Annotated in this window: 19 protein-coding genes; 8 read left to right on the plus strand and 11 right to left on the minus strand. The window is 68.6% G+C overall.

Features of this window, described 5'->3' with window-relative positions; genetic code table 11:
• Positions 1-2: 2 nt before the first annotated feature.
• Complete coding sequence (locus NNJEOMEG_RS07070; protein ID WP_173082766.1) at positions 3-395, minus strand: hypothetical protein; 393 nt, start codon at positions 393-395, stop codon at positions 3-5.
• A 236-nt stretch (positions 396-631) separates the two neighbouring features.
• On the opposite strand from NNJEOMEG_RS07070, the gene NNJEOMEG_RS07075 reads away from it, so the two are divergent.
• The 4 genes from NNJEOMEG_RS07075 to NNJEOMEG_RS07090 all read left to right on the plus strand — a co-directional run bounded on the left by NNJEOMEG_RS07075 (position 632) and on the right by NNJEOMEG_RS07090 (position 3,196).
• Positions 632-1,048: an Hsp20/alpha crystallin family protein gene (locus tag NNJEOMEG_RS07075; protein WP_173082767.1), complete on the plus strand. Its 417-nt coding sequence runs from the start codon at positions 632-634 to the stop codon at positions 1,046-1,048.
• 15 nt (positions 1,049-1,063) lie between these two features.
• On the plus strand, positions 1,064-1,432 hold the full coding sequence (locus tag NNJEOMEG_RS07080) for an Hsp20/alpha crystallin family protein (RefSeq protein WP_173082768.1): 369 nt from the start codon (positions 1,064-1,066) through the stop codon (positions 1,430-1,432).
• 351 nt (positions 1,433-1,783) lie between these two features.
• Positions 1,784-2,632 (plus strand): bifunctional methylenetetrahydrofolate dehydrogenase/methenyltetrahydrofolate cyclohydrolase FolD, encoded by an 849-nt coding sequence (folD, locus tag NNJEOMEG_RS07085; protein WP_173082769.1) that lies wholly within the window; start codon positions 1,784-1,786, stop codon positions 2,630-2,632.
• Between the two features lie 30 nt (positions 2,633-2,662).
• Complete coding sequence (locus tag NNJEOMEG_RS07090; RefSeq protein WP_173082770.1) at positions 2,663-3,196, plus strand: YbhB/YbcL family Raf kinase inhibitor-like protein; 534 nt, start codon at positions 2,663-2,665, stop codon at positions 3,194-3,196.
• A 252-nt stretch (positions 3,197-3,448) separates the two neighbouring features.
• Here the strand turns inward: NNJEOMEG_RS07090 and NNJEOMEG_RS07095 are convergent, their stop codons facing one another.
• From NNJEOMEG_RS07095 to NNJEOMEG_RS07110, 4 genes are all read right to left on the minus strand, one after another.
• Positions 3,449-4,162, minus strand: a complete 714-nt coding sequence (locus NNJEOMEG_RS07095) for a cytochrome b5 domain-containing protein (RefSeq protein ID WP_173082772.1) — start codon at positions 4,160-4,162, stop codon at positions 3,449-3,451.
• Between the two features lie 203 nt (positions 4,163-4,365).
• Entirely contained in the window at positions 4,366-6,321 is a 1,956-nt protein-coding gene (locus NNJEOMEG_RS07100; protein WP_173082774.1) for a hypothetical protein, read from the minus strand.
• Between the two features lie 265 nt (positions 6,322-6,586).
• Positions 6,587-7,096 carry a chemotaxis protein CheW gene (locus NNJEOMEG_RS07105; RefSeq protein ID WP_173082775.1) on the minus strand — a complete coding sequence of 170 codons (510 nt, stop codon included), beginning with the start codon at positions 7,094-7,096 and terminating at the stop codon, positions 6,587-6,589.
• Between the two features lie 21 nt (positions 7,097-7,117).
• Positions 7,118-9,103 carry a HAMP domain-containing methyl-accepting chemotaxis protein gene (locus NNJEOMEG_RS07110; protein ID WP_235956863.1) on the minus strand — a complete coding sequence of 662 codons (1,986 nt, stop codon included), beginning with the start codon at positions 9,101-9,103 and terminating at the stop codon, positions 7,118-7,120.
• A 295-nt stretch (positions 9,104-9,398) separates the two neighbouring features.
• Between NNJEOMEG_RS07110 and NNJEOMEG_RS07120 the strand changes: the two genes are divergently transcribed.
• The 4 genes from NNJEOMEG_RS07120 to NNJEOMEG_RS07135 all read left to right on the plus strand — a co-directional run bounded on the left by NNJEOMEG_RS07120 (position 9,399) and on the right by NNJEOMEG_RS07135 (position 15,024).
• The gene (locus NNJEOMEG_RS07120) at positions 9,399-10,688 is read left to right on the plus strand and encodes a hemolysin family protein (RefSeq protein WP_173082778.1); all 1,290 of its coding nucleotides are present in this window, start codon (positions 9,399-9,401) and stop codon (positions 10,686-10,688) included.
• A 105-nt stretch (positions 10,689-10,793) separates the two neighbouring features.
• Positions 10,794-12,518, plus strand: a complete 1,725-nt coding sequence (locus NNJEOMEG_RS07125; protein WP_173082780.1) for a 30S ribosomal protein S1 — start codon at positions 10,794-10,796, stop codon at positions 12,516-12,518.
• A complete protein-coding gene (gene sppA, locus NNJEOMEG_RS07130; RefSeq protein WP_173082782.1) occupies positions 12,505-13,434 on the plus strand; it encodes a signal peptide peptidase SppA in 930 nt (309 codons plus the stop codon). The genes NNJEOMEG_RS07125 and sppA overlap by 14 nt, the downstream gene beginning before the upstream one ends.
• A 282-nt stretch (positions 13,435-13,716) precedes the next feature.
• Positions 13,717-15,024, plus strand: a complete 1,308-nt coding sequence (locus tag NNJEOMEG_RS07135) for a diguanylate cyclase (protein ID WP_173082789.1) — start codon at positions 13,717-13,719, stop codon at positions 15,022-15,024.
• Positions 15,025-15,087: 63 nt separating this feature from the next.
• On the opposite strand, the gene NNJEOMEG_RS07140 is transcribed toward NNJEOMEG_RS07135, so the two are convergent.
• The 6 genes from NNJEOMEG_RS07140 to NNJEOMEG_RS07165 all read right to left on the minus strand — a co-directional run bounded on the left by NNJEOMEG_RS07140 (position 15,088) and on the right by NNJEOMEG_RS07165 (position 21,266).
• Positions 15,088-16,026, minus strand: a complete 939-nt coding sequence (locus NNJEOMEG_RS07140; RefSeq protein ID WP_173082791.1) for a UbiA family prenyltransferase — start codon at positions 16,024-16,026, stop codon at positions 15,088-15,090.
• Between the two features lie 16 nt (positions 16,027-16,042).
• Positions 16,043-16,999 carry a cytochrome d ubiquinol oxidase subunit II gene (locus tag NNJEOMEG_RS07145; protein ID WP_173082793.1) on the minus strand — a complete coding sequence of 319 codons (957 nt, stop codon included), beginning with the start codon at positions 16,997-16,999 and terminating at the stop codon, positions 16,043-16,045.
• A 2-nt stretch (positions 17,000-17,001) separates the two neighbouring features.
• Positions 17,002-18,381 carry a cytochrome ubiquinol oxidase subunit I gene (locus tag NNJEOMEG_RS07150; RefSeq protein WP_173082795.1) on the minus strand — a complete coding sequence of 460 codons (1,380 nt, stop codon included), beginning with the start codon at positions 18,379-18,381 and terminating at the stop codon, positions 17,002-17,004.
• Positions 18,378-18,971 carry a class I SAM-dependent methyltransferase gene (locus tag NNJEOMEG_RS07155; protein WP_173082797.1) on the minus strand — a complete coding sequence of 198 codons (594 nt, stop codon included), beginning with the start codon at positions 18,969-18,971 and terminating at the stop codon, positions 18,378-18,380. Before NNJEOMEG_RS07155 ends, NNJEOMEG_RS07150 begins: the two co-directional genes overlap by 4 nt.
• 94 nt (positions 18,972-19,065) lie before the next feature.
• Positions 19,066-19,383 carry a sensor histidine kinase gene (locus NNJEOMEG_RS07160; protein WP_173082799.1) on the minus strand — a complete coding sequence of 106 codons (318 nt, stop codon included), beginning with the start codon at positions 19,381-19,383 and terminating at the stop codon, positions 19,066-19,068.
• The gene (locus tag NNJEOMEG_RS07165) at positions 19,329-21,266 is read right to left on the minus strand and encodes a PAS domain S-box protein (RefSeq protein WP_173082801.1); all 1,938 of its coding nucleotides are present in this window, start codon (positions 21,264-21,266) and stop codon (positions 19,329-19,331) included. Before NNJEOMEG_RS07165 ends, NNJEOMEG_RS07160 begins: the two co-directional genes overlap by 55 nt.
• Positions 21,267-21,406: the final 140 nt, after the last annotated feature.

The raw sequence follows: 21,406 nt of genomic DNA on the forward strand, positions 1-21,406 counted from the left end.
TGCTAGTCGCGCTGCTTGATGTAGCCGGAGAGGCGCGCCTCCCGCTCCTTGAGGAAGGGCTTGAAACTGGCCAGGGCGTCGCGCGCGCCTTCCCAGCGCGCGAGCGATTCGGGCTCGGCGGGAGCGGGGCCGTGGTCCAGCAGCCGGTCCCAGTCCAGGCCGCCGGGGTGGCCCTCCACGGCGGCCTGCCATGCGGGCCGCCGTTGCAGGTAGTCCAGCAGGGGCTCGAACGCGACGATGCAGGGGTCGTCGAGAGGCGTTCGCGCCCCGAGTTCGGGTTGCGCCACCGCGCCGCCGGGACCGGAAAGCGGGGCCTCTCCCGCGAGCGTGGGGTCGATTCCCCAGGGGGCTTGCGCCCCGGCCTGGCACGTCTGGGCATACGTCGGCATGGTCATGGATGGTTCCTCCTACGGTCGATTGCGGACCTGCCGAAGGTCCGATGACCGTGCATTGTATGCAGGAGGAAACGAATTGCACCCCACATAGCGCTATGTGGGCGACCCGTAAAAATTTTCCGCCGTCGCGCCCCCTCCGGCCCAGCCCGTGCACCAGGGCGACCCTCGACCTTCTTGACGCCAGGACGCCCGTGATTATGGTAAACTTCGAAAACGATCCCTCAGGAGGTTTCCTTATGGTCATCGACTTCAGTCCCCTCTTCGGGCAGCAGACGCCCCTCGACCGGATCTTCGAGGCCTTCTGGTCGCCCTCCATGGCCATCTCGCAGAGGCCCTACGCCTACCCGCCCGTGAACATCTCCGAGACGCCCGACGCCATCACCGTGCGCTGCGAACTGCCCGGCATGGACATCTCCGAGATCGACCTGACGCTCACCGAGTCCAGCCTGGCCATCAAGGGCGAGCGCAAGTCCGCCAAGGGCAAGTACTACCGCCAGGAGCGCCCCACCGGCGCGTTCCAGCGCGTGGTCAACGTGAGCGCACCCATCGACCGCGAGAAGGTCGCCGCGCGCATGAAGGACGGCCTGCTGGAAATCACCCTGCCCAAGAGCGAAGCCAGCAAGCCCCGCAAGATCTCCATCGACATCGCCTAGGACGGAGGACGCGCCATGAGCGAGAACCAGAGAAACGAGGAAAGGGGCCTGCCCCGCGTCAAGCCCGCCACCGACATCGTGGAGACCGAGGACGGCTTCTACATCTACATGGATATGCCCGGCGTCTCCAAGGAGGCCCTGGTCATCGACCTGAACGAGGACGAGATCAAGGTGTCGGGCCGCACGGCCTACCCCGCCTCCGAAGCCGAGGAGAAGCTTATCCACGTGGAGTTCGGCAACGGCGAATACTACCGGGGCTTCACCCTCTCCCACATCGTGGACAAGCACCGCATCAACGCGGTGCTCAAGAACGGCGTGCTGGAACTGCACCTGCCCAAGGCCGAAAAGGCCCAGCCCCGCAAGATCGAGATCCAGATGGGCTGATCGGGCGGCAGAGCCTCCAGCGCCCCAGAAACGCCCCAACCGATGCCCCCCGGAGCGATCCGGGGGGCATCGACCTCTCCGGGCCGCCGTGCGCCGTGGCGCAAGGGCCGGGGTATCCGCGCCTCGCGCGTGCCCGACGCGAAGCGTCCGAAAAGGGCGGCGCGCCAGGCGTTCGCCCCGGCTGCCGAGCGGGCTTTCCCCTTGCCCCGCTTCCCGGAAAAAGGTAGCGATGCGAAGGGTTCAGTGTCGGCCCGCCCTGTTTGCAATGCCGGGGTACATGGCCTATCCTGTCGGCCCAACGCGCCGGGGCATCGTCTCCGCGCGAAACGCCTTTCCCAACGGGGTTTCACCATGCTGCTTCTCGACGGCAAGGCCACGGCCCAGGCCCTGCGCCAGGAACTCGCCCAGGAAACCGCGCGGCTGGCCGAACAGTACGGACGCACGCCCCACCTGGCCGTGGTGCTGGTGGGCGACGATCCGGCCTCCCAGATCTACGTGCGCAACAAGGAAAAGGCCTGCGCCGACGCGGGCATTCGCTCCACCGCCCACCGCGTGGAGGCCGAGATCGGCCAGGCGGCCCTGGAGTCGCTGGTGTCTGGCCTCAACGCCGACCCGGACATCGACGGCATCCTCGTGCAGGCCCCCCTGCCCAGGGGCCTGAACCTCCTGGACGTGCAGTCCCTGGTGGACCCGGCCAAGGACGTTGACGGCTTCCACCCCGTGAGCGTGGGCCGCCTCTCCATCGGCCTGCCCAGCCTTCCTCCCTGCACCCCGGCGGGCGTCATGTTCCTCCTGGAGAAATACGGCATCCCCTGCTCCGGCAGGAAGGCCGTGGTGGTGGGGCGCTCCAACATCGTGGGCAAGCCCATGGCCCTCATGCTCACCAAGGCCGACGCCACGGTGACCGTGTGCCACTCCCGCACCAGGAACCTGGCCGACGAGTGCCGCCAAGCCGACATCCTGGTGGCGGCCATCGGCCGGGCGAAGATGATCACGGCGGACATGGTCAAGCCCGGAGCCGTGGTGATGGACGTGGGCATGAACCGCGACGAATCCGGCCTGTGCGGCGACGTGGACTTCGCCTCGGTGAAGGAGGTGGCCTCGGCCATCACCCCCGTGCCCGGCGGCATCGGCCCAATGACCATCGCCATGCTGCTCAAGAACACCGTCCAGGCGTACCTGTGGCGCATGGGGGCGTGACGGCCCCCGGAACACCCTGGAGACCTGCACATGAAGGGCTTTGCGCGCGCGGCCTTCCTGGCCGCCTTGTTCCTCTTCCTCGCGGGCGCGGAGGCCCGGGCTTCCGCGCTCTCGGTCTCGAGCCCGGCCTTCAAGGACGGCGAACGCATGCCCCGTCAGTCCGGATGCGAGGGGGGCGACCGCTCCCCGCCCCTGCAGGTGGTGGGCGTGCCCGGCGAGGCCAAGTCCCTGGCCATCCTCATGACCGAGCAGGACTCGCCCAGGGGGCAGCAGCCCTTGTGGATCGCCTACAACCTGGCCCCCACCTACATCTCCATCGCCGAGAACCAGCCCAGGACCCGCCAGCTCAAGGGCGGCGGCATGCAGATCGCCCTGGGCAACGCCAAGCCCGGCTACACCGGGCCCTGCCCCCCGGCCGGGGTCACGCGGCGCTACCTCATCGAGGTGTTCGCCCTGGACTCCCTGCTGGACCTGCCCGAGAACGCCACCAAGCAGGATTTCCTCCTGGCCGTGGAGGGCCACATCCTGGTCCGGGGGTGGATCACGGGCCGCTATAAGAAGTAACGGCCGTTTCGGGAACGAACCGGATCGCCGCCAGCGCCCGGCGCGCTCGATGATGGGCCGCCGCCCCCCCCCGCGCGCAACGCGACAAAACGCCGCCCCGGCCTGCATCAAGGCCGGGGCGGCGGTTCGTTTGAGGGCAGGGCCGCCGCCGGGTTCTCATTCGAGCTGAGAACGGCCTTGCCGCTCCGTGGCTGCTGATAAAGTCGGCTTTGCGGCTTTTTCAGCGGCCCCGCGCGACGTGGGGGGCGAGCCCTAGTCGTGCAGGGGGAAGGTGAGCGTGGCCCCGATGAAGCCCAGAACGCCCATCACCGGCAGCATGGAGAACGTGAGCAGCGCCAGGCCCGAGCCGGTGGAAAGGGCCGCCGGATCGAACCCGAACCAGACCGCGCAGGCCACGAACTGCACCCACAGCACGGGCGAAAGGTACAGCTTGATCCGCACCGGCCGCACCAGGGTGCAGCCGTAGTTGTATTTCCAGGTGGCCAGGCCCGTCGCCAGGGCCACGGGCGTGAACACGGCGCCCGCGAGGTTCATGGCGTGCACGCCCGACTCCAGGAACGCCCCCCCGAAGAGCTTGAAGAGCACCAGAAAGAACACGGCCCCGGTGGCGAAGCCGATGGGAAAGTGCACGGTCATGGGGTGGGGGTGGCGGCGCAGGAAGGGGCTCTTGCGCAAGAGCCAGGGCAGCTCGGCGTCGCGGTCCTGGGCGTGGGGCACGGCGCACTCCGGGGCCACCACGCCCACCAGGGGGTAGCGCTCCAGGCGGTCGTTGCCGTGGGGCGCGTGGGGCAGCTCCGCAGAGAGGTCGGCCCCGGCGTCGTGGCGGTTCATGTGGCGTCCGGCCTTCCAGAGCTTCGAGGCGGTGATGTCGTACACCTTGCCGCCCTGGGCCACGTAGGCGGGGCGGCCCTCCTTGCCGTCGAAGCGCGCCAGCTCCTCAAGGGTGAAGGTCTTCGTCTCGGCCATGCGGGTCTCCTTGCGCCGCGCGGCGGCGTCATTCGTTGGCATTTGGGTGTACATGCCGGGCCGTCCCCTGTCGAGGACGCCCGCGACGAACGGCCAGCGCCTGCCGGACATCCCCGCGAGCGACGCCTGCCTGCCGAAGACGCCCGCGACGGACGGCCCCCGCACTTGCCCCATAAGGGGAACTTTGCGCCGGGAGGCCCGGCTCAGGGCGCGGGGCCGGGCTCGAACACGGCCACCGGCCCCCAGTGGGCCACGGTGCGCAGCACCTCGCGCCAGCCCGCCCCCTGGATGCAGGCCAGGGCCTCGTCGTGCTCCATGACCACCACCAGGTCGAAGCGCCGGGCCAGTTCGCGCAGGCGTCCGCAGTCGCGGATGTCGAAGAATTCCCCGTCCAGGCGCGCCACCGGGTTTTCCCGGCCCGTCACCACCCAGCGGTGCGCGCCGAAGAAAAGCGGCGGATAGACCCAGCTGTCAGGCCCGGCCACCAGGAGAATCCGCCGGTCCGGGAAGGTGCCGCGCTTGAGGTATTCCAGGAAGACGAAGGAGTTGAAGTGCTCGTCGTACACGCCCCGGCGGCCGCCCTCGCGGCGTTGCAGGGCCTTGGCCCAGTCCGTCGGCGCGCCGCCCAGGTCCGTGTGGTCCAGCAGGGGCTTTTCCTGGTTGAGGAGCAGCACCGAACACAACACGGCCAGGCTCGCGCCCAGCACGATGCAGCGCGGCCGACGAGCGGCCCACCACCAGCGGGCGGCCCAGGCAAGGGGCAGCGCCGAGCAGGCGAACACTAGCGAGAAGAAGCGGCCGTTGTAGCCCATCCAGGCGATGGTCGCGGAGAGGCACAGGGCCGTGCCCGCCAGGGCCCAGGAGACCGTGCGCACGAAACGCTCACGACTGAAAAGCCCTGCCAGCGCGCATCCGGCCGCCAGGAGCGCCACGGGGCCGAACCAGCCCACGTCCTCGCTCCACCAGGCCCCGGGGCCGTAGCCCGGGGCGAAGCCCATGGCAGCGCCCGGCCCAAGGTCCCCGCCCAGGAGCGCCCGGTGCGCCTGCCTCAGGAGGTTCGTCCACCACGTCCCGGGCAGGTCCGGCAGTTGGAGGGCGTAGCGGACGAGGTTGGACGCGAGGCCCGCGAGGCCGTCCAGGTTGCGGTGGGCCGAAACGTAGGGCTCCGGGCCGAAAGGGTCTCCGAAGCGCAGGAGGCAGACGATCTGGGTGACCAGGGCCAGACAGGCCCCGGCCAGCGTCAGGCCGAGGCCTGCCAGCACGCCCCGGGGCGAGGCCCGCCATGCGCCCAGCGCCAGGGAGGCCAGTTCGCGCCTGTGGAACAGCAACAGCGAGCCCCCCAGGCACAGCACGAAGAAGGCGAAATAGGTCTTCACCGAGAGCCCGTAGACCACGCACGCGGCCAGGAAGGCCGCATCCGCCGCGCGGCCGCGGCGCAGGAGCGCCGAGAGGCCCAGCAGGCAGGCGCAGGCCATGGCCGCCGCCCCGATGTCGTTCTTGGTGGACGTGGCCTGGAGCGCCAGGAGCTTGAGCGACGCCGTGACCAGCGCCACCGCCAGGGCCATGGGCCTGGGGCCACGCTCCCGGGCCAGGGCGTAGGCCGAAAGGATCACGCAGCACCAGGCCGCCCAGGCGAAGACGGCCACGCCCGCGTCCGTGCCCAGGCGCAGGAAGAAGAAGTGCAGAAGGTCGAACCCTGGGCTGAAGGCCAGTTGGCGGAACGTGTTGTAGTTGACCGGGAAGAGCGTGTTCTCCTGCATCATCAGGAGCACCCGGGCCAGGTTGTAGGTCATGGAGTCCCAGTTGGCGGGCGGCGCGGCCAGGGCCTGGACGAGCAGCGCCAGGGCCGCCGCGCCCAGGCACCAGGCCAGGGGTTCCCGGGCGAGGGCGGCTCCCGCGTGGCGCAGTTCCGGCAGAAAGCGTCTTTGTCCGGCGTAGGCGCTGTAACAGGCGAAGCCCAGCACGCCAGCGTCCAGCAGGTGATGGAGGCGCGCGAGGCCCGCCGCGAAAAGGGCGATGGACACAAGCCCCAGGGAGGCCAGGGAAAGGGCCAGGGACCGGGCCATGGCATCGGCCACGGTGAGTTCCCCATCCTGAAGGCGGTACCAGGAGGCCGCGAGGAGCCAAAGCTCGGCGAGGGCGAGAAGAGACTGGAGCATGGCCACGCGACTCATAGCCGCTGGCCGCTTCGCGGTCCAGCCTCGGGGTCGGAAGCGCGCGCGGCGGGCGGGTTACGGGCGTCCCCCTCCCAGCCGGACGCCTTCCGCCGCGAGGCGGCTGGCGTGGACCGCCCTGGGAGGGGCAAGCCGCCCTGCCCAAGGCCCCGCCACGCGGGGGACCTCGGGGGAAGCCGCAAGGAGCCAATCCCCCGCCCGCACGGGCGGGCCCCCGTGGAGCCCGCCCGGAGCGAAAGCCCTCCCGGGCTCAGGCCTGGGTTTCTCCGGCGGCCATATCCCCCAGCTCCTTGATGGAGAGCACCTCGGAGGTTCCGAGGACCTTGGAGATTTCCAGGATCAGGATGAACCTGCCGCCCGACTTGCCGATGCCGCGCAGGAAGTCCGTGGCCACGCCCGTGCCCATGCTGGGAGGGGGTGCGATGGCGTCCGGCTCCAGTTCCAGCACCTCCTTCACCGAGTCCGCGATGGCCCCCAGCACCGTGATGGAATCCCCCGTGGGGATTTCCACGATGATGATGCGCGTGTGCACCGTCTGTTCGCCCGCCTCCATGCCGAAGCGCAGGCGCAGGTCCACCACGGGCACGGCCGCGCCGCGCACGTTCACCACCCCGCGCACGGCCTCGGGGGCCTGCGGGATGCGGGTGATCTCCGTCATGTCCAGGATTTCGCGGACGCAGGCGATGTCCAGGGCAAACATGTCCCGGCCCAGGGTGAAGGTCAGGTAGCGATGGCTCGTGGCGTGCAATGTGTCGCTCATGTGGTTGCTCCTTGCCCTCGCCTAGAACCGTTCGAAGTCCTTGTTGTCAAGGTCGTCGCCCATGGCCAGGGCCACGCCCTGGCCCTTCTTCTTGGGGGCTGACCCGGCGGCACGCTGGGGCTTGGCGGACCTTGCCTGGGGGAGCATGCGCCGGGTCCCGGAGACGTCCTCGTCCACCTGGAAGAAGGCGATGACGCTCTGAAGCTGCTCGGCCTGGCCGGAAAGCTCCTCGGCGGTGGAGGCCATCTCCTCGGCGGCGGAGGCGTTCTGCTGCACCACCTGGTCGAGCTGCTGCAGGGCCTTGTTCACCTGGGTCGCGCCGGAGTTCTGCTCGGCGCTGGCGGCGCTGATCTCCTGCACAAGTTCGGCGGTCTTCTGGATGTCGGGCACGAGCCGGTTGAGCAGCTCGCCGGTGCTCTCGGTGACGGCCGTGGAGCTGCCCGAGAGGGTGTTGATCTCGGCTGCGGCCTGCTGGCTGCGCTCGGCCAGCTTGCGCACCTCGGCGGCAACCACCGCGAAGCCTTTGCCGTGTTCGCCCGCGCGGGCGGCCTCGATGGCGGCGTTCAGGGCCAGCAGGTCGGTCTGCCGGGCGATCTCCTCGATGATGGAGATCTTCCGGGCGATGTCCTTCATGGCCGTCACGGTCTGGGACATGGCCCCGCCGGACTCCTTGGCGTCCTGGGCGGCCTTGGCGGCGATGGCCTCTGTCTGGCGGGCGTTGTCGGCGTTCTGGCTGATGGACGAGGACATCTCCTCCATGGACGCGGAGGATTCCTCCAGCGCGGCGGCCTGCTCGGTGGTGGCCTGGGACAGGCTCTGGGCCGCCGAGGAAAGCTCCTCGCTGCCCGAGGCCACGTTCTGCGCTCCGGCCTGCACCTCCACCACCACGCCGGTGATGCGGCTGACCATGGTGGCGAAGGCGTTGAGCAGTTCGTCCTCCGCGCTGCGCGGCTTCACGTCCACGCGCAGGTCGCCCTGGGAGAGCTTGGCGGAGAGCGCGGTGATGCCCTTTTCGGCCTCCACCAGCGCGGCGATGGAGCGCATGAGGTCGTCGTGGTCGGAACGCGGCCTCACGTCCACGCCCAGGTCGCCCACCGAGAGCTTGCGGGCCAGCTCGGCCACGCCCTTCTCGGCTTCCACGAGGGCCTTGAACGACAACAGCAGCGTGTCCGCCGGGGAGCGAGGCTCAACATTCACCGTCAGGTCGCCCGAGGCCACCCTGGAGGCCATGTCGGCCACGCCGCGCTCGGCCTCGGCCACGCCACGCAGGGAGTTGGCCAGCGCGCCGATCTCGTTTTTGAGGTCGATGTCCAGTTTGGCGCTCAGGTCGCCCAGGGAGAGCTTGTCGGCAAAGGCCACGCTCTTGGACAGCGGCACGGTGATGGAGCGAGGGATGAAATAGCCCAGGGCCATTGCGACGACAAAGGAAACAGCGAGCATGATCACGGACGTGAGCCAGGCGCGCTCGTAGGCGGTGATGCCGCTGGCCGCCTCGGCGGCGGAGCCCTTGTCGTTGATGGCGATGGCGCGGTTCACGGCGTCCAGCGCGCCGTTGAAGGAGGCGCGCATGCCCGTGGACTGCATCTTGAGCGCATCCTCGTTCCTGCCAGCCTTGTTCAGTTCGGCCACTGTCTTCTGCAGGGCGAGGTACTCGGTGAAGTATTTCTTGAAGTCGTCGTAGATTTTGCGTTCCTCGTCGCTGGAGATCAGTTTTTCATAGACCGCGCGGGCCGCATCCAGCTTCTCCAGTGAGCCCTTGACCCGCTCCTCCTGCTGCTGTCGGAGTTCCTGCGTTTCGGCGATCCCGGCCAGAAGCTGGACCCTGCGGACATCGTTGAGCCGGGCGTTGATCTCGCCCAGGATCTTGACGCTGGGCAGCCAGTTGGTGGCCACCTCGTTGATGTTCAGGCTCATGGCGCGCATGGAATAAATATTCGCCACGCCCAGGATCACGATAAGCGCCGTGCACGCGCCAAACGCCAGCGCAAGTTTCAATGTAAGCCGCATGCCCCCCTCCGACGTTGTAAGTTACGCCCGCGATGCCGCGTCCAGGCCCCCCGACGTTCCGCATTGACGCGTATCCTCCTTGCCCCTCAGGAAGCGACCTCTCCCGCAGAGTGACGGAGAATATCATCACCAATCATATACGACTCAAACGGTCAGGTCCAGAGTTATGATCAACATTGCGCGGACTGGCTGAAAGCAACGGCCAACACCAAGAGATTACCTGTTAGGAATCACCCTGCACGAACAGTCTTCCATTGCGGTTGCCCCGACGGGCGTCGAGCCCTATACGTCCCACATGCTCGACCTCATTGCCGACATCGCCCTGGTGCTGGGGCTGATCCTTCTGGGCGGCTGCTTCGCCGCCGCCGAACTGGCCGTGCTCACGGCCCGGCCCCACCGCCTGGAACAGATGGCCTCCCGGGGGTCGCGCGGGGCGCGCGCGGCCCTGGACCTGGGGCGCAGGCCCCAGAACTTTCTGGCCGCGCTCCAGATCGGCGTGACGCTTCTGACCATCCTTTCGGGCGCGCTGGGCGAGGCCTCCCTGGCCGGACACGCGCGCTCCCTGCTGGCGGGCATTCCCGCGCTCGCGCCCCACGCCGAGGCCCTGGGCTTCGCCCTGGTGGTGGCCGGCGTCACCTACGTGTCGCTCATTGCGGGTGAGCTGGTCCCCAAGCGTCTGGCCATCGCCAACCCGGAGGCCCTCGCGGTGGCCGTGGCCCGGCCCATGGCCATCCTGCTGCGCCTCGCCGCGCCCTTCGTCTGGGTGCTCTCGGCCTCCACCCACCTGGTGCTGCGGCTATTTCCCCAGAGCGACGGCGGGCACGACGGCGTGAGCGAGGACGAGCTGCGCCTGCTGGTGCGCCAGGCCGCCGCATCGGGCGTGCTCGAGCGCGACGAGGGGGCCATGGCCGAGCGCGCCCTGCTCCTGGACGACCGCCCCGTGGCGGCCGTCATGACCCACCGCGCGCGCATCGTGGCCCTGGACCTGGACCACCCGGAGCGCATCCAGGCCACCATCCGGGCCACGCCCTTCAACCGCTTTCCCGTGATGCGCGGCGGCCTGGACAACCTGCTGGGCGTGGCCGAGGCAAAGGACCTGCTCTGCGTGGACTACGCCGCCAACCCCCAGACGGTGCGCGGCCTGCTCCAGCACCCGCCCCACGTGCTGGAGACCACCACGGTCTCCAACCTGCTGGTGCAGCTGCGCGAGGCGGGGCAGGCCATGGCCTTGGTGGTGGACGAGTTCGGGGCCGTGCAGGGGCTGGCCACGCTCACCGACGTGCTGGCGGCCATCGTGGGGGGGCTCGCGCCGCCCTCGCGCGGCGAACAGCGCATCGCCGTGCGCCAGGACGGCTCGCTGCTGGTGGACGGGCTCACTCCGGCCTCCGAACTCTTCGAGCTGCTGGGCCGGGACGTGCCCCCCGGAGAATTCCAGACCGTGGCCGGGTTCGTGCTCTTCCGGCTGGGCCGCATCCCGGCCGTGGCCGAGGCCTTCGAGCACGAGGGACACCGCTTCGAGGTGGTGGACCTGGACGGCCTGAGGATTGACCGCGTGCTTGTCCAAAAACTCCCAATCCCCGGTTGAAACGCGTCCCCAAGGCGTTATTAGCGGTTGTCACCCAACGCCATTTCGGGTACGGGTCTGAATCCTTTTTTGCGAGGGAATATCCTGTTGGAGGTCAACCAAGTCATGATCAACGCCGAACATCCCAAATCAACCAGCAACCAGGACATGGAAGTCAACTTCGAGGCCGCTCTCGAAGATTACCTGAACGAAGACTTCGGGGATCTCGAGGAAGGCGTCATCACCAAGGGTGTGGTGGTGCGCGTGGGCAAGGAGCACATCCTCGTGGATGTGAACTTCAAGTCCGAGGGCCAGATCCCGGTGTCGGAATTCACCGACGCCGAAGGCAACGTCACGGTGGGCGTGGGCGAAGAAATCGACGTCTACGTGGTGGGCAAGAACGAATCCGAGGGGACCATCCACCTCTCCCGCGACCGCGCCAAGCGGATGCAGCTCTTCGACAAGCTGGAAGACCTCCAAGACAAGGACGACATCATCTCCGGCCGCATCCAGCGGCGCATCAAGGGCGGCTACACCGTGGACCTGGGCGGCGTCGAAGCCTTCCTGCCCGGCTCCCACGTGGACCTGCGCCCCGTGCCCGACATGGACGCGCTGGTCGGCAAGGAATTCGAGTTCCGTGTCCTCAAGATCAACCGCCGGCGCTCCAACGTCATCGTGTCGCGCCGCGTGCTGCTGGAAGAACGCCGCGAATCCCTGCGCCGCGACCTGCTGACCACCCTCGAAGAGGGCCAGACCGTCACCGGCCGCGTGAAGAACATCACCGAGTACGGAGTGTTCGTGGACCTGGGCGGCCTGGACGGCCTCATGCACATCACCGACATGTCCTGGAAGCGCGTGAAGCATCCCAAGGAGATGGTCGGACTGGGCGACGAGCTTGAACTGAAGGTGCTCTCCTTCGACAAGGACAAGCAGAAGGTCTCCCTGGGCATGAAGCAGCTCACGCCCGACCCCTGGCAGAACATCGCCGACAAGTACCCCGTGGGCAGCCGCATGTCCGGCAAGGTCACCAACCTGGTGGACTACGGCGCCTTCGTGGAACTGGAAGCCGGCGTCGAGGGCCTGGTGCACATCTCCGAGATGAGCTGGACCCGCAAGCTGCGCCACCCCTCCCAGATGGTCCACCTGGGCGACGAGGTCGAGGTGGTCGTGCTGGGCGTCGACCAGGACAAGAAGCGCATCAGCCTCGGCATGAAGCAGGTGAAGCCCAACCCCTGGGATCTGGTGGCCGACCGCTACCCCGAGGGCGCGGTGCTGGAAGGCACGGTGAAGAACATCACCGAGTTCGGCATCTTCATCGGCATCGAGGACGGCATCGACGGCCTCATCCACGTCTCCGACATCTCCTGGACCAAGAAGGTCCGCCATCCCGGCGAGATGTTCAAAGTGGGCGACGTGGTGCGCGCCAAAGTGCTCACCGTGGACAAGCAGAACGAGAAGTTCACCCTGGGCATCAAGCAACTGGCCGACGACCCCTGGCACGACGTGCCCGCCCGCTACCCCGTGGGCGCCACCGTGAAGGGCACCGTGACCAACATCACCGACTTCGGCCTGTTCGTTGAAGTGGAAGAGGGCATCGAAGGCCTGGTCCACGTCTCCGAAATCAGCCGCAAGAAGGTGAAGACCCCGGCCGAACTCTACAAAGAGAACGACCAGATCGAAGCCCGCGTCATCCACGTCTCGGCCGACGAGCGCCGCCTGGGCCTCTCCATCAAGGCCATCAAGGACGAGGACGACAAGCGCAAGGCCAAGGAATACCGCTCCTCCGGCCCCGAAGTGGGCGTCGGCCTGGGCGACCTCCTGCGCCAGAAGCAAGAGGATGCCCAGCAGTAACGAACCGACCGCGAAGACGGGGCTGCGCGGGAAGCATCCCGTGCTCTTCGTCTTCGCGCTTCTTCTAGCGGCCATGGCCCTCTCGGTGGGGGCCATGGCCTTTTTTCCGGCCGACGGACAAGACGACGATGACTTTCCGCTCTCCTGGTTCGACTCCGAAAAGCTCGGCGTGGTCCAGATCGAAGGGACCATCGAGAGTTCCCGGCGCGTGGTGGCCTTCGTGCGCAAGCTGCGCGACGACAAGGCCGTCAAGGGCGTGCTCCTGCGCGTGGACTCCGGCGGCGGCGGCTTCGGCCCCTCCCAGGAGATCCACCGCGCCGTGCGCGACCTGGCCCGCCACAAGCCCGTGGTGGCCTCCTTCGGCTCCGTGGCCGCCAGCGGCGGCTACTACGTCGCCTGCCCCGCCAAGGTGATCTACGCCCTCCCCGGCTCCATCACCGGCTCCATCGGCGTGCGCAGCATGTTCCCCAACGTGCGCGAGGCCACGGACCGCCTGGGCCTGGCCTTCCACAGCTTCACCACGGGAACGCTCAAGGACGCGGGCTCCCCCTTCCGGGACATGACCGCCGAAGACAAGGCCTACCTCCAGGAACTCATCACCGACCTGCGCGACATCTTCGTGGCCGACGTGGCCCAGTCCCGCAACCTGGACCCCGCCGCCGTCAACGCCCTCCAGGGCAAGGCAATGACCGCCGCCAACGCCCTCACCCTGGGGCTCGTGGACAAGATGGGCTCCGCCGAGGACGCCCTGGAAGAACTCAGGACGCTCTCGGGCATCACCCGCCGCAAGCCCGGCATCGTGCGCGGCCCACGCAAGGAGCAGTCGCGCATGGAGGAGTTCTTCGGCCAACTTGGCCAAGCCTTCGTGCGCGGCATGGTCCAGGAGCGCCAGGACGTGCGGATCCGCGCCGAATAACCGCCGCCGCCCCCGACTACCCCCCCGGCGCGAGCCGCCTCCGGGATCGCCTCCAGCCGCGCACCTGCCGGACCTGGCACACCACACACAGGCCGCCCCCCCATTCCCGGGTGCGGGACAAGGCCCGGACTGCAAGCTCCCCCGTTTCCGACCATCAAAGGCACTGCCGATGCGCCGCGGGCGCGCATCTGACAACCTTCGATACAGCTCACTGGCCCTTGACTCCCCGCCAATATCTGATATCCATTCAAAAACTTTTTCTTTTCCGTAGGTTCCGCATCAATGACCGGGCTTTCGCTGCACTCGCTCAAGGTACTCATCGTGGAAGACGACGCGCCCTCGCGCGTCGCCCTGACGCTAGTGCTCGAGAACCGCGTGGCCCGCATCTTCCAGGCCGACAACGGCCAATGCGGCCTGGACATCTGGCGCGAGCACGCCCCCCACGTGATCGTCACCGACCTGCGCATGCCCTGCCTGGACGGCCTGGGCATGATCCGGGAAATCCGCGGCAACGGCGGCGACCCCTTCGTCATCGTGGCCTCCGCTTTCGGCGCGGAAGAGTCCTACCTGGACGCCATCGAACTGGGGGTGAATCTCTTCATCAAGAAGCCCTACAACGCCGAGGACATCTTCGCCGGGCTCGAACGCGCCGCCAGGACCCTCTCCAAGCGCGGCCGCGACGCCTACCGGCAGGCCATGGCGGGGGGCCTGCTCTCCCACGTGCCCAACTGCCATCTGCTCACCGACGGAGAGCGCATCTTCTACTTCAACGACCCCCAGGCCATCCTCCCCCGCTCGGCCCAGGAAGGGCAGGACCTGGGCGCGTGGCTGCGCGCGAACTTCACCCTGGCCCTGCGCCACGGCATGGCCCAGTCCTCATTGCCCCAGGGCATCGGCGCATGGCTCGAGCGCCACACCGGGCGCGAGTTCATCCTGGCGGGCATCGGCCAGGAGCGCGGCGGCAAGCCCGCGCGCTTCCTCCTGCGCCTGGACCGCGTGCGCATGGACGGCGGCGACCTCCACCTGCTCACCTTCACCGACATCTCGCGCATCGAGCACGAACGGGTTCGCTTCTTCCAACTGGCCGGACGCGACCACCTCACCGGCGTGGGCAACCGCCAGGCCTTCGAGGCGGAGTTGGCCAAGGAGATCGGCCGGGCCAAGCGCTACGGTTCGGAGCTGTGCCTGCTCATGCTGGACATCGACGACTTCAAGGCCGTCAACGACAACTTCGGCCACCAGACCGGAGACACCGTGCTGGTGGCCCTGGCCCGGACGGTCTGCGCCGGGGTGCGCGTCACCGACGTGGTGTGCCGCTACGGGGGCGAGGAATTCATGGTGATCATGCCCCAGACCACGCTCCAGGGGGCCTTCACCTGCGGGCGCAAGCTGGCCAAAACCCTGGCCTGCCAGGATTTCGGCGTGGGCAGGCCCGTCACCGCGAGCCTGGGCGTGGCCCAGTTCAACCCCTCGGAGAGCGCCGAGGCCCTGGTGCGCCGGGTGGACATGGCCCTCTACGAGGCCAAAAAGGCCGGGAAGAACCGCGTCACCGTGGCCGGAGACGCCGCCTGCACCTTACAGGATTCCTGATATCCCCCGGGAACGACAGCACTCGCCCCTGCCCCGCAACGCCGCGTCCGCACGGGCGCAACGCTAGCGCAGGGCCAGACCGGCCAGAAGCGTGGCCAGAAGCGCCACGGGGAACCAACTGGACCGGTTGAAGAGCAGCGAGGCCGACTCCCGCGACTGTTCCCTCGCCAGGCCCAGGGCGGGCAGCACCAGCAGCCAGGCCGCCGTCCCCACGCCCAGGGCGGCCAGCCACCAGGGCATGCCCATGGGGGAGAGCCACAGCACCAGGCCCGCCAGGGCCGTGGAAGCCGAAAGCGTCCACACGCTCACCCGCGCGGCGCGCTCCAGCCCAAGGCTCACGCAGAGGGTGCGCGCCCCCTGGGCGCGGTCCAGTTCCAGGTCGAACCAGTCGGCCGGGATGTTCTGGCCGCCGATCTCCCAGCAGAAGGTCATGACGAAGATCGCAACGGGAATCCAGAGCGGCGCGTGCGGGGCCACGGCCAGCACGGCCGCCGCGCCCCCCAGGGACTTGACCACCCCGTTCACCAGGGCGCGCAGGTGCGTCACCTTGAGCAGGCCGCAATAGACCACCTCCAGCGCCACGCCGACCAGCAACAGCCACGCGCACGCCGGGTTGAGCGCCCACGCCCCGGCCAGTGCGGCCACGGCCCAGATGCCCGTCCAGGCCAGGCCCTGCCTCCAGGTGAGCAGGCCCATGGCCAGGGGATGGCGGGCGAAGGCCGCGTCCAGATAGCCCGAGGTGTCGGGCGGTCCGGCCAGATGGTTGGCGCGGTCGGTGCGGTAGTCGGCCAGGTCGTTGACGGCGTAGACGGCGGTGTAGCCTGCGAACACCGTGATGAGCCCCAGCAGGCTCGTGCCCGGGGGCGGAAAGGCGCCCAGGCAGGCCAGCGCGGCGGCGACCGGCATGGCCATGTCCATGAGCCCGTGGGGCGTGCGCGAGAGCGCGAGAAACGGCTTGAGACGCGTGAAGACCCCGGCGGCGGGGGCCGAAGGCAAAGGCATGGAGGCTCCTTGGGCCTTAGTGGTGCAACTCGTGGTCCTGGTAGGCCCCCTGGCCCCGGAAGACCCTGTACTGGTAGATGGTGTAGACGACGATCACGGGGGTGACCACGGCGAAGCCGATGAGCATGATGCGCAGCGATCCGGCGGCGGCCGAGGCCGAAAGCGGCGTGAGGCCCGGCGGGGCGAACTCCGGGCGCATGGCCCAGAGCCAGCCCACCAGGAAGAGCAGCACGCCGGTCCACGTCCAGCCCCAGAACGGGCCGATCCCCGAGGCCCGCACGGCGCGCAGCAGGCACCAAAGGCCCGCCGCCCACACCGCCATGCCCGCCAGCCCCGAAACCGGGACAACGAAGGCCATGGTCAGCTGCAGGGCCACCGCGCCCAGGGCCAGCCGGAGCACGTCGTCGGGCTTGGCGAGGTGGGCGAGCGAGGCCCTGGAAAGCCAGGCCGCGCCCAGCAGCGAGACCACGCAGGCCATGGCCCCCGCCCCGGCGACGGCCCCCAGACCCAGCCAGGCGAAGGGTTTGAGGAAGCGCACATGCCCTTCCATGGGCAGTCCCTGCATCACCGCGCCCAGCATGGCCCCCTCGGCCAGGGCCACCAGGAGACTGCCGTAGCCGAACAGGTTGGACCAGAAGCGCTTGTTTGCCCCCTCCGCGTGGTATTCCAGGCCGATGCCCCGGGCCATGAGCCCCAGGAGCAGCAACCCGGCGGGCAGGTAGAGCGACGACAGGAGCATCCCGTAAGCCTTGGGGAAGGCCCCGAAAAGCACGCCGCCCGCCACCACGAGCCAGGTCTGGTTGGCGTGCCAGACGCCCTCGATGGAGGCCATCATGGAGGCGCGGGCGTCCTCGTCGGGCTCGCGCAGGCAGAGGATGCCCACGCCCAGGTCGAATCCGTCCAGGATCACCGTCGCGGCCAGGGCCAGGGCCAGGAGCCAGAGCCAGAGTTCGGCGTAGAGGGCGTGGTCCATGGTCAGGCTCCCTTGCGCGCGGCCGCGGGCGGTTGCAGCGTGAGGTCCGGCCCCTTGGCCAGGATCTTGCCGAAGAACCAAAGGGCCATGAGCGGCAGGATGGTGTAGACCGCTCCGTACATGGCCAGGGAGGTCCACACGGCCTCGGCAGGCAGGATGGACGCCCCGTCGGAGGTGCGCAGCAGGCCATGGATCACCCAGGGCTGGCGGCCCACCTCGCGGGTGGCCCAGCCCATCTCCGTGGCCACGTAGCCCAGGGGGGCCATGGCCATCCAGGCCCCCAGCAGCAGCTTGCGGCGCGGCGCGCCGTCCGGCGCGAGCAGCCCCTTGCGCCAGGCCCAGACCGTGACCAGGGCCAGGGCCACCATGGCGAAGCCGATGCCCACCATGGCCCTGAAGGCATAGAAGGGGATGACGATGGGCGGCCGGTCCTCCTTGGGGAAGTCCTTGAGCCCGGGCACTGTCCCGGTGGGCGTGTGGGTGATGAGCAGCGAGAGCACGTAGGGCACGCGGATCTCGAAGGCGTTGCGCTCGTTCTCGGGGTCGGGCCAGGCGACGATGTTCCAGGACGCGCCCTCTCCCGGCTTGTTGGTCTCCCAATGGGACTCGATGGCCGCCACCTTGGCGGGCTGGAGCTTGCCGATGTGCACGCCGGAGGTGTCGCCCACAAGGGCCTGGAGGGGGGCCACGACCAGTACCATGGCGGCGGCCAGACTGAAGGAGCGCAGGAAGAAGGCCGTGTGGCGTCCGCGCCAGATGTAGAAGGCGCTTACGCCGCCCGCCAGGAAGAGGCTGGTCTGGAGGCAGGCCAGCCACATGTGGCTGAAGGAGATCACGGTGTCGGGGTTGAACACGGCGGCCCAGAAGTCTTCCAACTGGAACACGCCGTCCACGAAGCGGCCCCCGGCCGGGGTCTGCATCCAGGAGTTGGCGGCCATGATCCAGAAGGCCGAGAGCGAGGCCGCGAAGCACACGAGCACCGTGGAGAGGAAGTGCGCCCAGGGGCCCACGCGCTTCCAGCCGAAGAGCATGATGGAGAGGAACGCCGACTCCAGCATGAAGGCCATGGCCCCCTCGAAGGAGAGCACCTGCCCGAAGAAGTTGCCCGCCGCCACGGAGAAGGGCGCCCAGTTGGTGCCGAACTGGAACTCCAGGGGGATGCCGCTGACCACGCCCACCGCGAAGCCCACGGCGAAGATGCGAGCCCAGAAACGGCAATGGCGGTAGTAGTCCGGGTCGCCGGTCCCGAGCCAGAGCGCCTCCAGGGCCACCAGGAACACCGAGAGGCCGATGGTGGTGAGCGGCCAGAGGATGTGGAACATGGTCGTGGCCGCGAACTGAAGGCGGGAGAGGAACACCGGGTCGGACAGGGCGTCGGTCATGCGTCCTCCTTTTTGACGGCCACGCCGAGCATGGTCAGGCGCGATTCGTGGTAGCCCGGCAGGAGCGCAAGGCCCAGCCGGTCCAGCTCCGCCTTGAACTCGGGGGCGCGGAAGCGGTCGTGGACGGGGTGGGCCACCACGTGCCGCCAGAAGGGGCTGGCGTAGAGGTCGGGAAAAATCTCCTCGATGTAGAAGGCCCCGCCCGGACGCAGCACGCGGGCCACTTCGCCCAGGCCGGCGCGCCAGTCTTCCAAGTGGTGGACGATGCCGAAGTTCACCACGGCGTCGAAGCTGGCGTCTTCCCAGGGCAGGCGTTGGGCGTCGCCCTCCACCACGGTGGCGATGGTGCCCGCCAGGCGCTTGCGGGCCAGGCGCAGCATGTCCGGGTCCGGGTCCAGGGCCGTGAGGGAGCGGGGCCGGAAGTGATCCAGGATGAGCCTGGCCCCGGCGCCGTTGCCGCAGCCGATCTCCAGCACGTCGGAGCCTTGAGTGGGCCTGCGCATGCCCAGCCACTGCCGGACCTGCCGGGCCTGGAGGAAGCGGCGCACGGGGGAGTTGCAGAAGAAGCGTTCCGGCCAGTTGACGAACATAGGCGATATCCGAAGGTTAGGGGTGCTGAGGGTCCCACCTTCCATGACCCGCCCGGGGGGTGGTGTCAAGGCCGGAGAAGGCGCGCCGCCGCTTTCAGCGCGGGGGAAACGACACCGTGAAGCGCGTTCCCTGCCCCGTTTCGACCTTCAGCGTCCCGCGCAGCTGCTCCACCAGGGCCTGCACCAGGGTGAACCCCAGGGTGCGCGCGCCCCGGATGTCGAAGTCGTGCTCCAGGCCCCTGCCGTTGTCCTCCACCACGAGCCGGGCGAGCCCTTCGCGAATGGAGAGGCGCACGGCCAACTCGCCGGACGCGGTTTCCGGGAAGGCGTGCTTGCAGGCGTTGGTGACCAGCTCGCTCAGCAGCAGCCCGCAGGGGATGGCCGCGTCGATGCCCAGAAACGTGGGCTCCACCTCCAGGCGCAGGACGAGGGGCGTGTCGTCGCGCGCGTGTCGCGGGTCAGCTCGCCCGCCAGGATTTCCACGTAGCTGGCCATGTCGATGCCCGAGAGGTCGCCGGAGCGGTAGAGCTGTTCGTGCACCAGGGCCATGGAGCGGATGCGCCCGCTGACGTTGCGGGCCATCTCTGCGGCCCCCGGGGCGTCGAAGCCCTCGAACTGGAGGTTCACCAGGCTCGTCACCAGTTGGAGGTTGTTCTTCACGCGATGGTGCACCTCACGCAGCAGCAGTTCCTTTTCTTCCAGGTTGCGCACCAGTTCCCGGCGCGATTGCCGCTGCGCGGTGACGTCGCGGAAGATGCCCTGGGCGATGCGGCGCTTGCCGGTGTCGGCCACGGTGGCGGAAAGCTCCACGGGAATGCGCCTGCCTGATGCCGTCTCCACCTCGGCGTCGGGCAGATCCACGGAGCCTTGCTCCACGAAATCCCGGAACGCCGCGCGGTATTGTCCGGCCCTGTCCGTGGGATGCAGCCGGGCCTGGGGCAGTCCGATCAGCTCCTTCCGGGAGCGTTCAAAAAGTCGTTCCGCCGCAATGTTGCAGTCCACCACGAGGCCGGTTTCCGCGTCGGCCCAGACGATGGCGTCGGTGTTGTTCTCGAAGATGAGGCGGAATTCGGCCTCGCGCTCGGCCAGGGCCGACCTGGTGTGCTCCAGGGCCGTGAGATCGGTGCCGATGCCGATCAGGTAGGATTCGCCCTCCAGCTCCAGCGAAACGGCGGTGAGGTAGAAGGGCCTGGACGTGCCGTCCTTCATCACAAGTCGCGTTTCCAGCTCGGCCGCACCCTGGGAACGCACGAGCTTCCAGGCGTCCTCCGCCTTGGCCAGCTCATCCGGCAGGCCCCGGAACCAGTCCTCCAGGCGCATGTCCGCGAGTTCCCCGGGGCCGTAGCCCGTGGCCTCCTCCGTCCGGCTGTTCCAGTAGAACAGGCGTCCGTCGCTGGAATAGAGGTATAAAAGTCCCGGCACGCTGTTGACGAGCGCATCGCTGAAGGCCTTCTCCTGGCGAAGGGCTTCCTCGGCGCGGCGTCGTTCGGTGATGTCGATGAACATTCCGAAGACACCCCCGAACGCCCCGGCCTCGCCCATGAGGGCGGTGGCCGACACCAGGAACCACAGCCCGGTCCCGTCGGGGCGGCGCAGGCGCAACTCGTAGCGGTCGTTGACCCCCCGGGCGCGCTCCCGCATTTTCGCGCGGGCCAACGGCAGGTCTTCCGGGAAAACGAAATCGAAGTAGCTTCTGCCGAGCATGTCCTCGGCCGCGACCCCCAGCAGCCCGGCCATCTTGCCGTTCACATGCACGGTGCGCAGGTCCGCGTCGAGCTGCCAGATGCCCTCCCCCGCTGTCTCCACCAGCATGGCCAGACGCCTCTCGCTGGCGCGCAGGGCATCCTCCATGCGCCTGCGCTCCGTGACGTCGCGCACCACGGCCAGAGCATGCCACTCGCCGTCCATGTCCACGGCGGCCACGGTGAGCTCCACGGAGAGCGCCCCGCCGTCCCTGCGCCGGGCCTCCAGCTCCAGAACGCGGCCCAGGGCCGGCCCCTGGCCCGTCTCCCGGAAGCGGACCGCATGCTCCAGGTAGCGCCCCACGGACTCGGACGGCGCGAGCAGCCCATGCACGTCGCGCCCGAGCACCTCGTCCGCGCGCCAGCCGAACATGCGCTCGGCCGCCTTGTTCCAGCAGGTCGCGCGTCCCGAGGCATCCATCATCACGATGGCGTCCAGGGCGTTGGCGGTGACGGCCTCCAGCCTCTTGGCGGCCAGGGCGTGCCGGGCCGCCTCCCGCCGGGATTCCGCAAGTTCCTCTTCAAGTCGTCGAACCTGAGACTCCAAATCCACGCAACATCCTACAAAACCGTCCACCTGTTCCATATCGATTGCCATTGCCCTGCTTCTGAGTTGACCGGAAGCGCACAACTCACTGCTTCACTCCATATGGTTTTGTACATTGGAACAATTCTATTCTGGAGGGCGATCCG

The organism is Fundidesulfovibrio magnetotacticus (genome assembly GCF_013019105.1).
Lineage (GTDB): Bacteria > Desulfobacterota > Desulfovibrionia > Desulfovibrionales > Desulfovibrionaceae > Fundidesulfovibrio > Fundidesulfovibrio magnetotacticus.

Excerpts from the sequence above, each read along its gene's own strand:
- NNJEOMEG_RS07070 (WP_173082766.1), bottom strand. The coding sequence starts at position 395 with ATGACCATGCCGACGTATGCCCAGACGTGCCAGGCCGGGGCGCAAGCC.
- NNJEOMEG_RS07075 (WP_173082767.1), top strand. The coding sequence starts at position 632 with ATGGTCATCGACTTCAGTCCCCTCTTCGGGCAGCAGACGCCCCTCGAC.
- NNJEOMEG_RS07080 (WP_173082768.1), top strand. The coding sequence starts at position 1,064 with ATGAGCGAGAACCAGAGAAACGAGGAAAGGGGCCTGCCCCGCGTCAAG.
- folD (WP_173082769.1), top strand. The coding sequence starts at position 1,784 with ATGCTGCTTCTCGACGGCAAGGCCACGGCCCAGGCCCTGCGCCAGGAA.
- NNJEOMEG_RS07090 (WP_173082770.1), top strand. The coding sequence starts at position 2,663 with ATGAAGGGCTTTGCGCGCGCGGCCTTCCTGGCCGCCTTGTTCCTCTTC.
- NNJEOMEG_RS07095 (WP_173082772.1), bottom strand. The coding sequence starts at position 4,162 with ATGGCCGAGACGAAGACCTTCACCCTTGAGGAGCTGGCGCGCTTCGAC.
- NNJEOMEG_RS07100 (WP_173082774.1), bottom strand. The coding sequence starts at position 6,321 with ATGCTCCAGTCTCTTCTCGCCCTCGCCGAGCTTTGGCTCCTCGCGGCC.
- NNJEOMEG_RS07105 (WP_173082775.1), bottom strand. The coding sequence starts at position 7,096 with ATGAGCGACACATTGCACGCCACGAGCCATCGCTACCTGACCTTCACC.
- NNJEOMEG_RS07110 (WP_235956863.1), bottom strand. The coding sequence starts at position 9,103 with ATGCGGCTTACATTGAAACTTGCGCTGGCGTTTGGCGCGTGCACGGCG.
- NNJEOMEG_RS07120 (WP_173082778.1), top strand. The coding sequence starts at position 9,399 with ATGCTCGACCTCATTGCCGACATCGCCCTGGTGCTGGGGCTGATCCTT.
- NNJEOMEG_RS07125 (WP_173082780.1), top strand. The coding sequence starts at position 10,794 with ATGATCAACGCCGAACATCCCAAATCAACCAGCAACCAGGACATGGAA.
- sppA (WP_173082782.1), top strand. The coding sequence starts at position 12,505 with ATGCCCAGCAGTAACGAACCGACCGCGAAGACGGGGCTGCGCGGGAAG.
- NNJEOMEG_RS07135 (WP_173082789.1), top strand. The coding sequence starts at position 13,717 with ATGACCGGGCTTTCGCTGCACTCGCTCAAGGTACTCATCGTGGAAGAC.
- NNJEOMEG_RS07140 (WP_173082791.1), bottom strand. The coding sequence starts at position 16,026 with ATGCCTTTGCCTTCGGCCCCCGCCGCCGGGGTCTTCACGCGTCTCAAG.
- NNJEOMEG_RS07145 (WP_173082793.1), bottom strand. The coding sequence starts at position 16,999 with ATGGACCACGCCCTCTACGCCGAACTCTGGCTCTGGCTCCTGGCCCTG.
- NNJEOMEG_RS07150 (WP_173082795.1), bottom strand. The coding sequence starts at position 18,381 with ATGACCGACGCCCTGTCCGACCCGGTGTTCCTCTCCCGCCTTCAGTTC.
- NNJEOMEG_RS07155 (WP_173082797.1), bottom strand. The coding sequence starts at position 18,971 with ATGTTCGTCAACTGGCCGGAACGCTTCTTCTGCAACTCCCCCGTGCGC.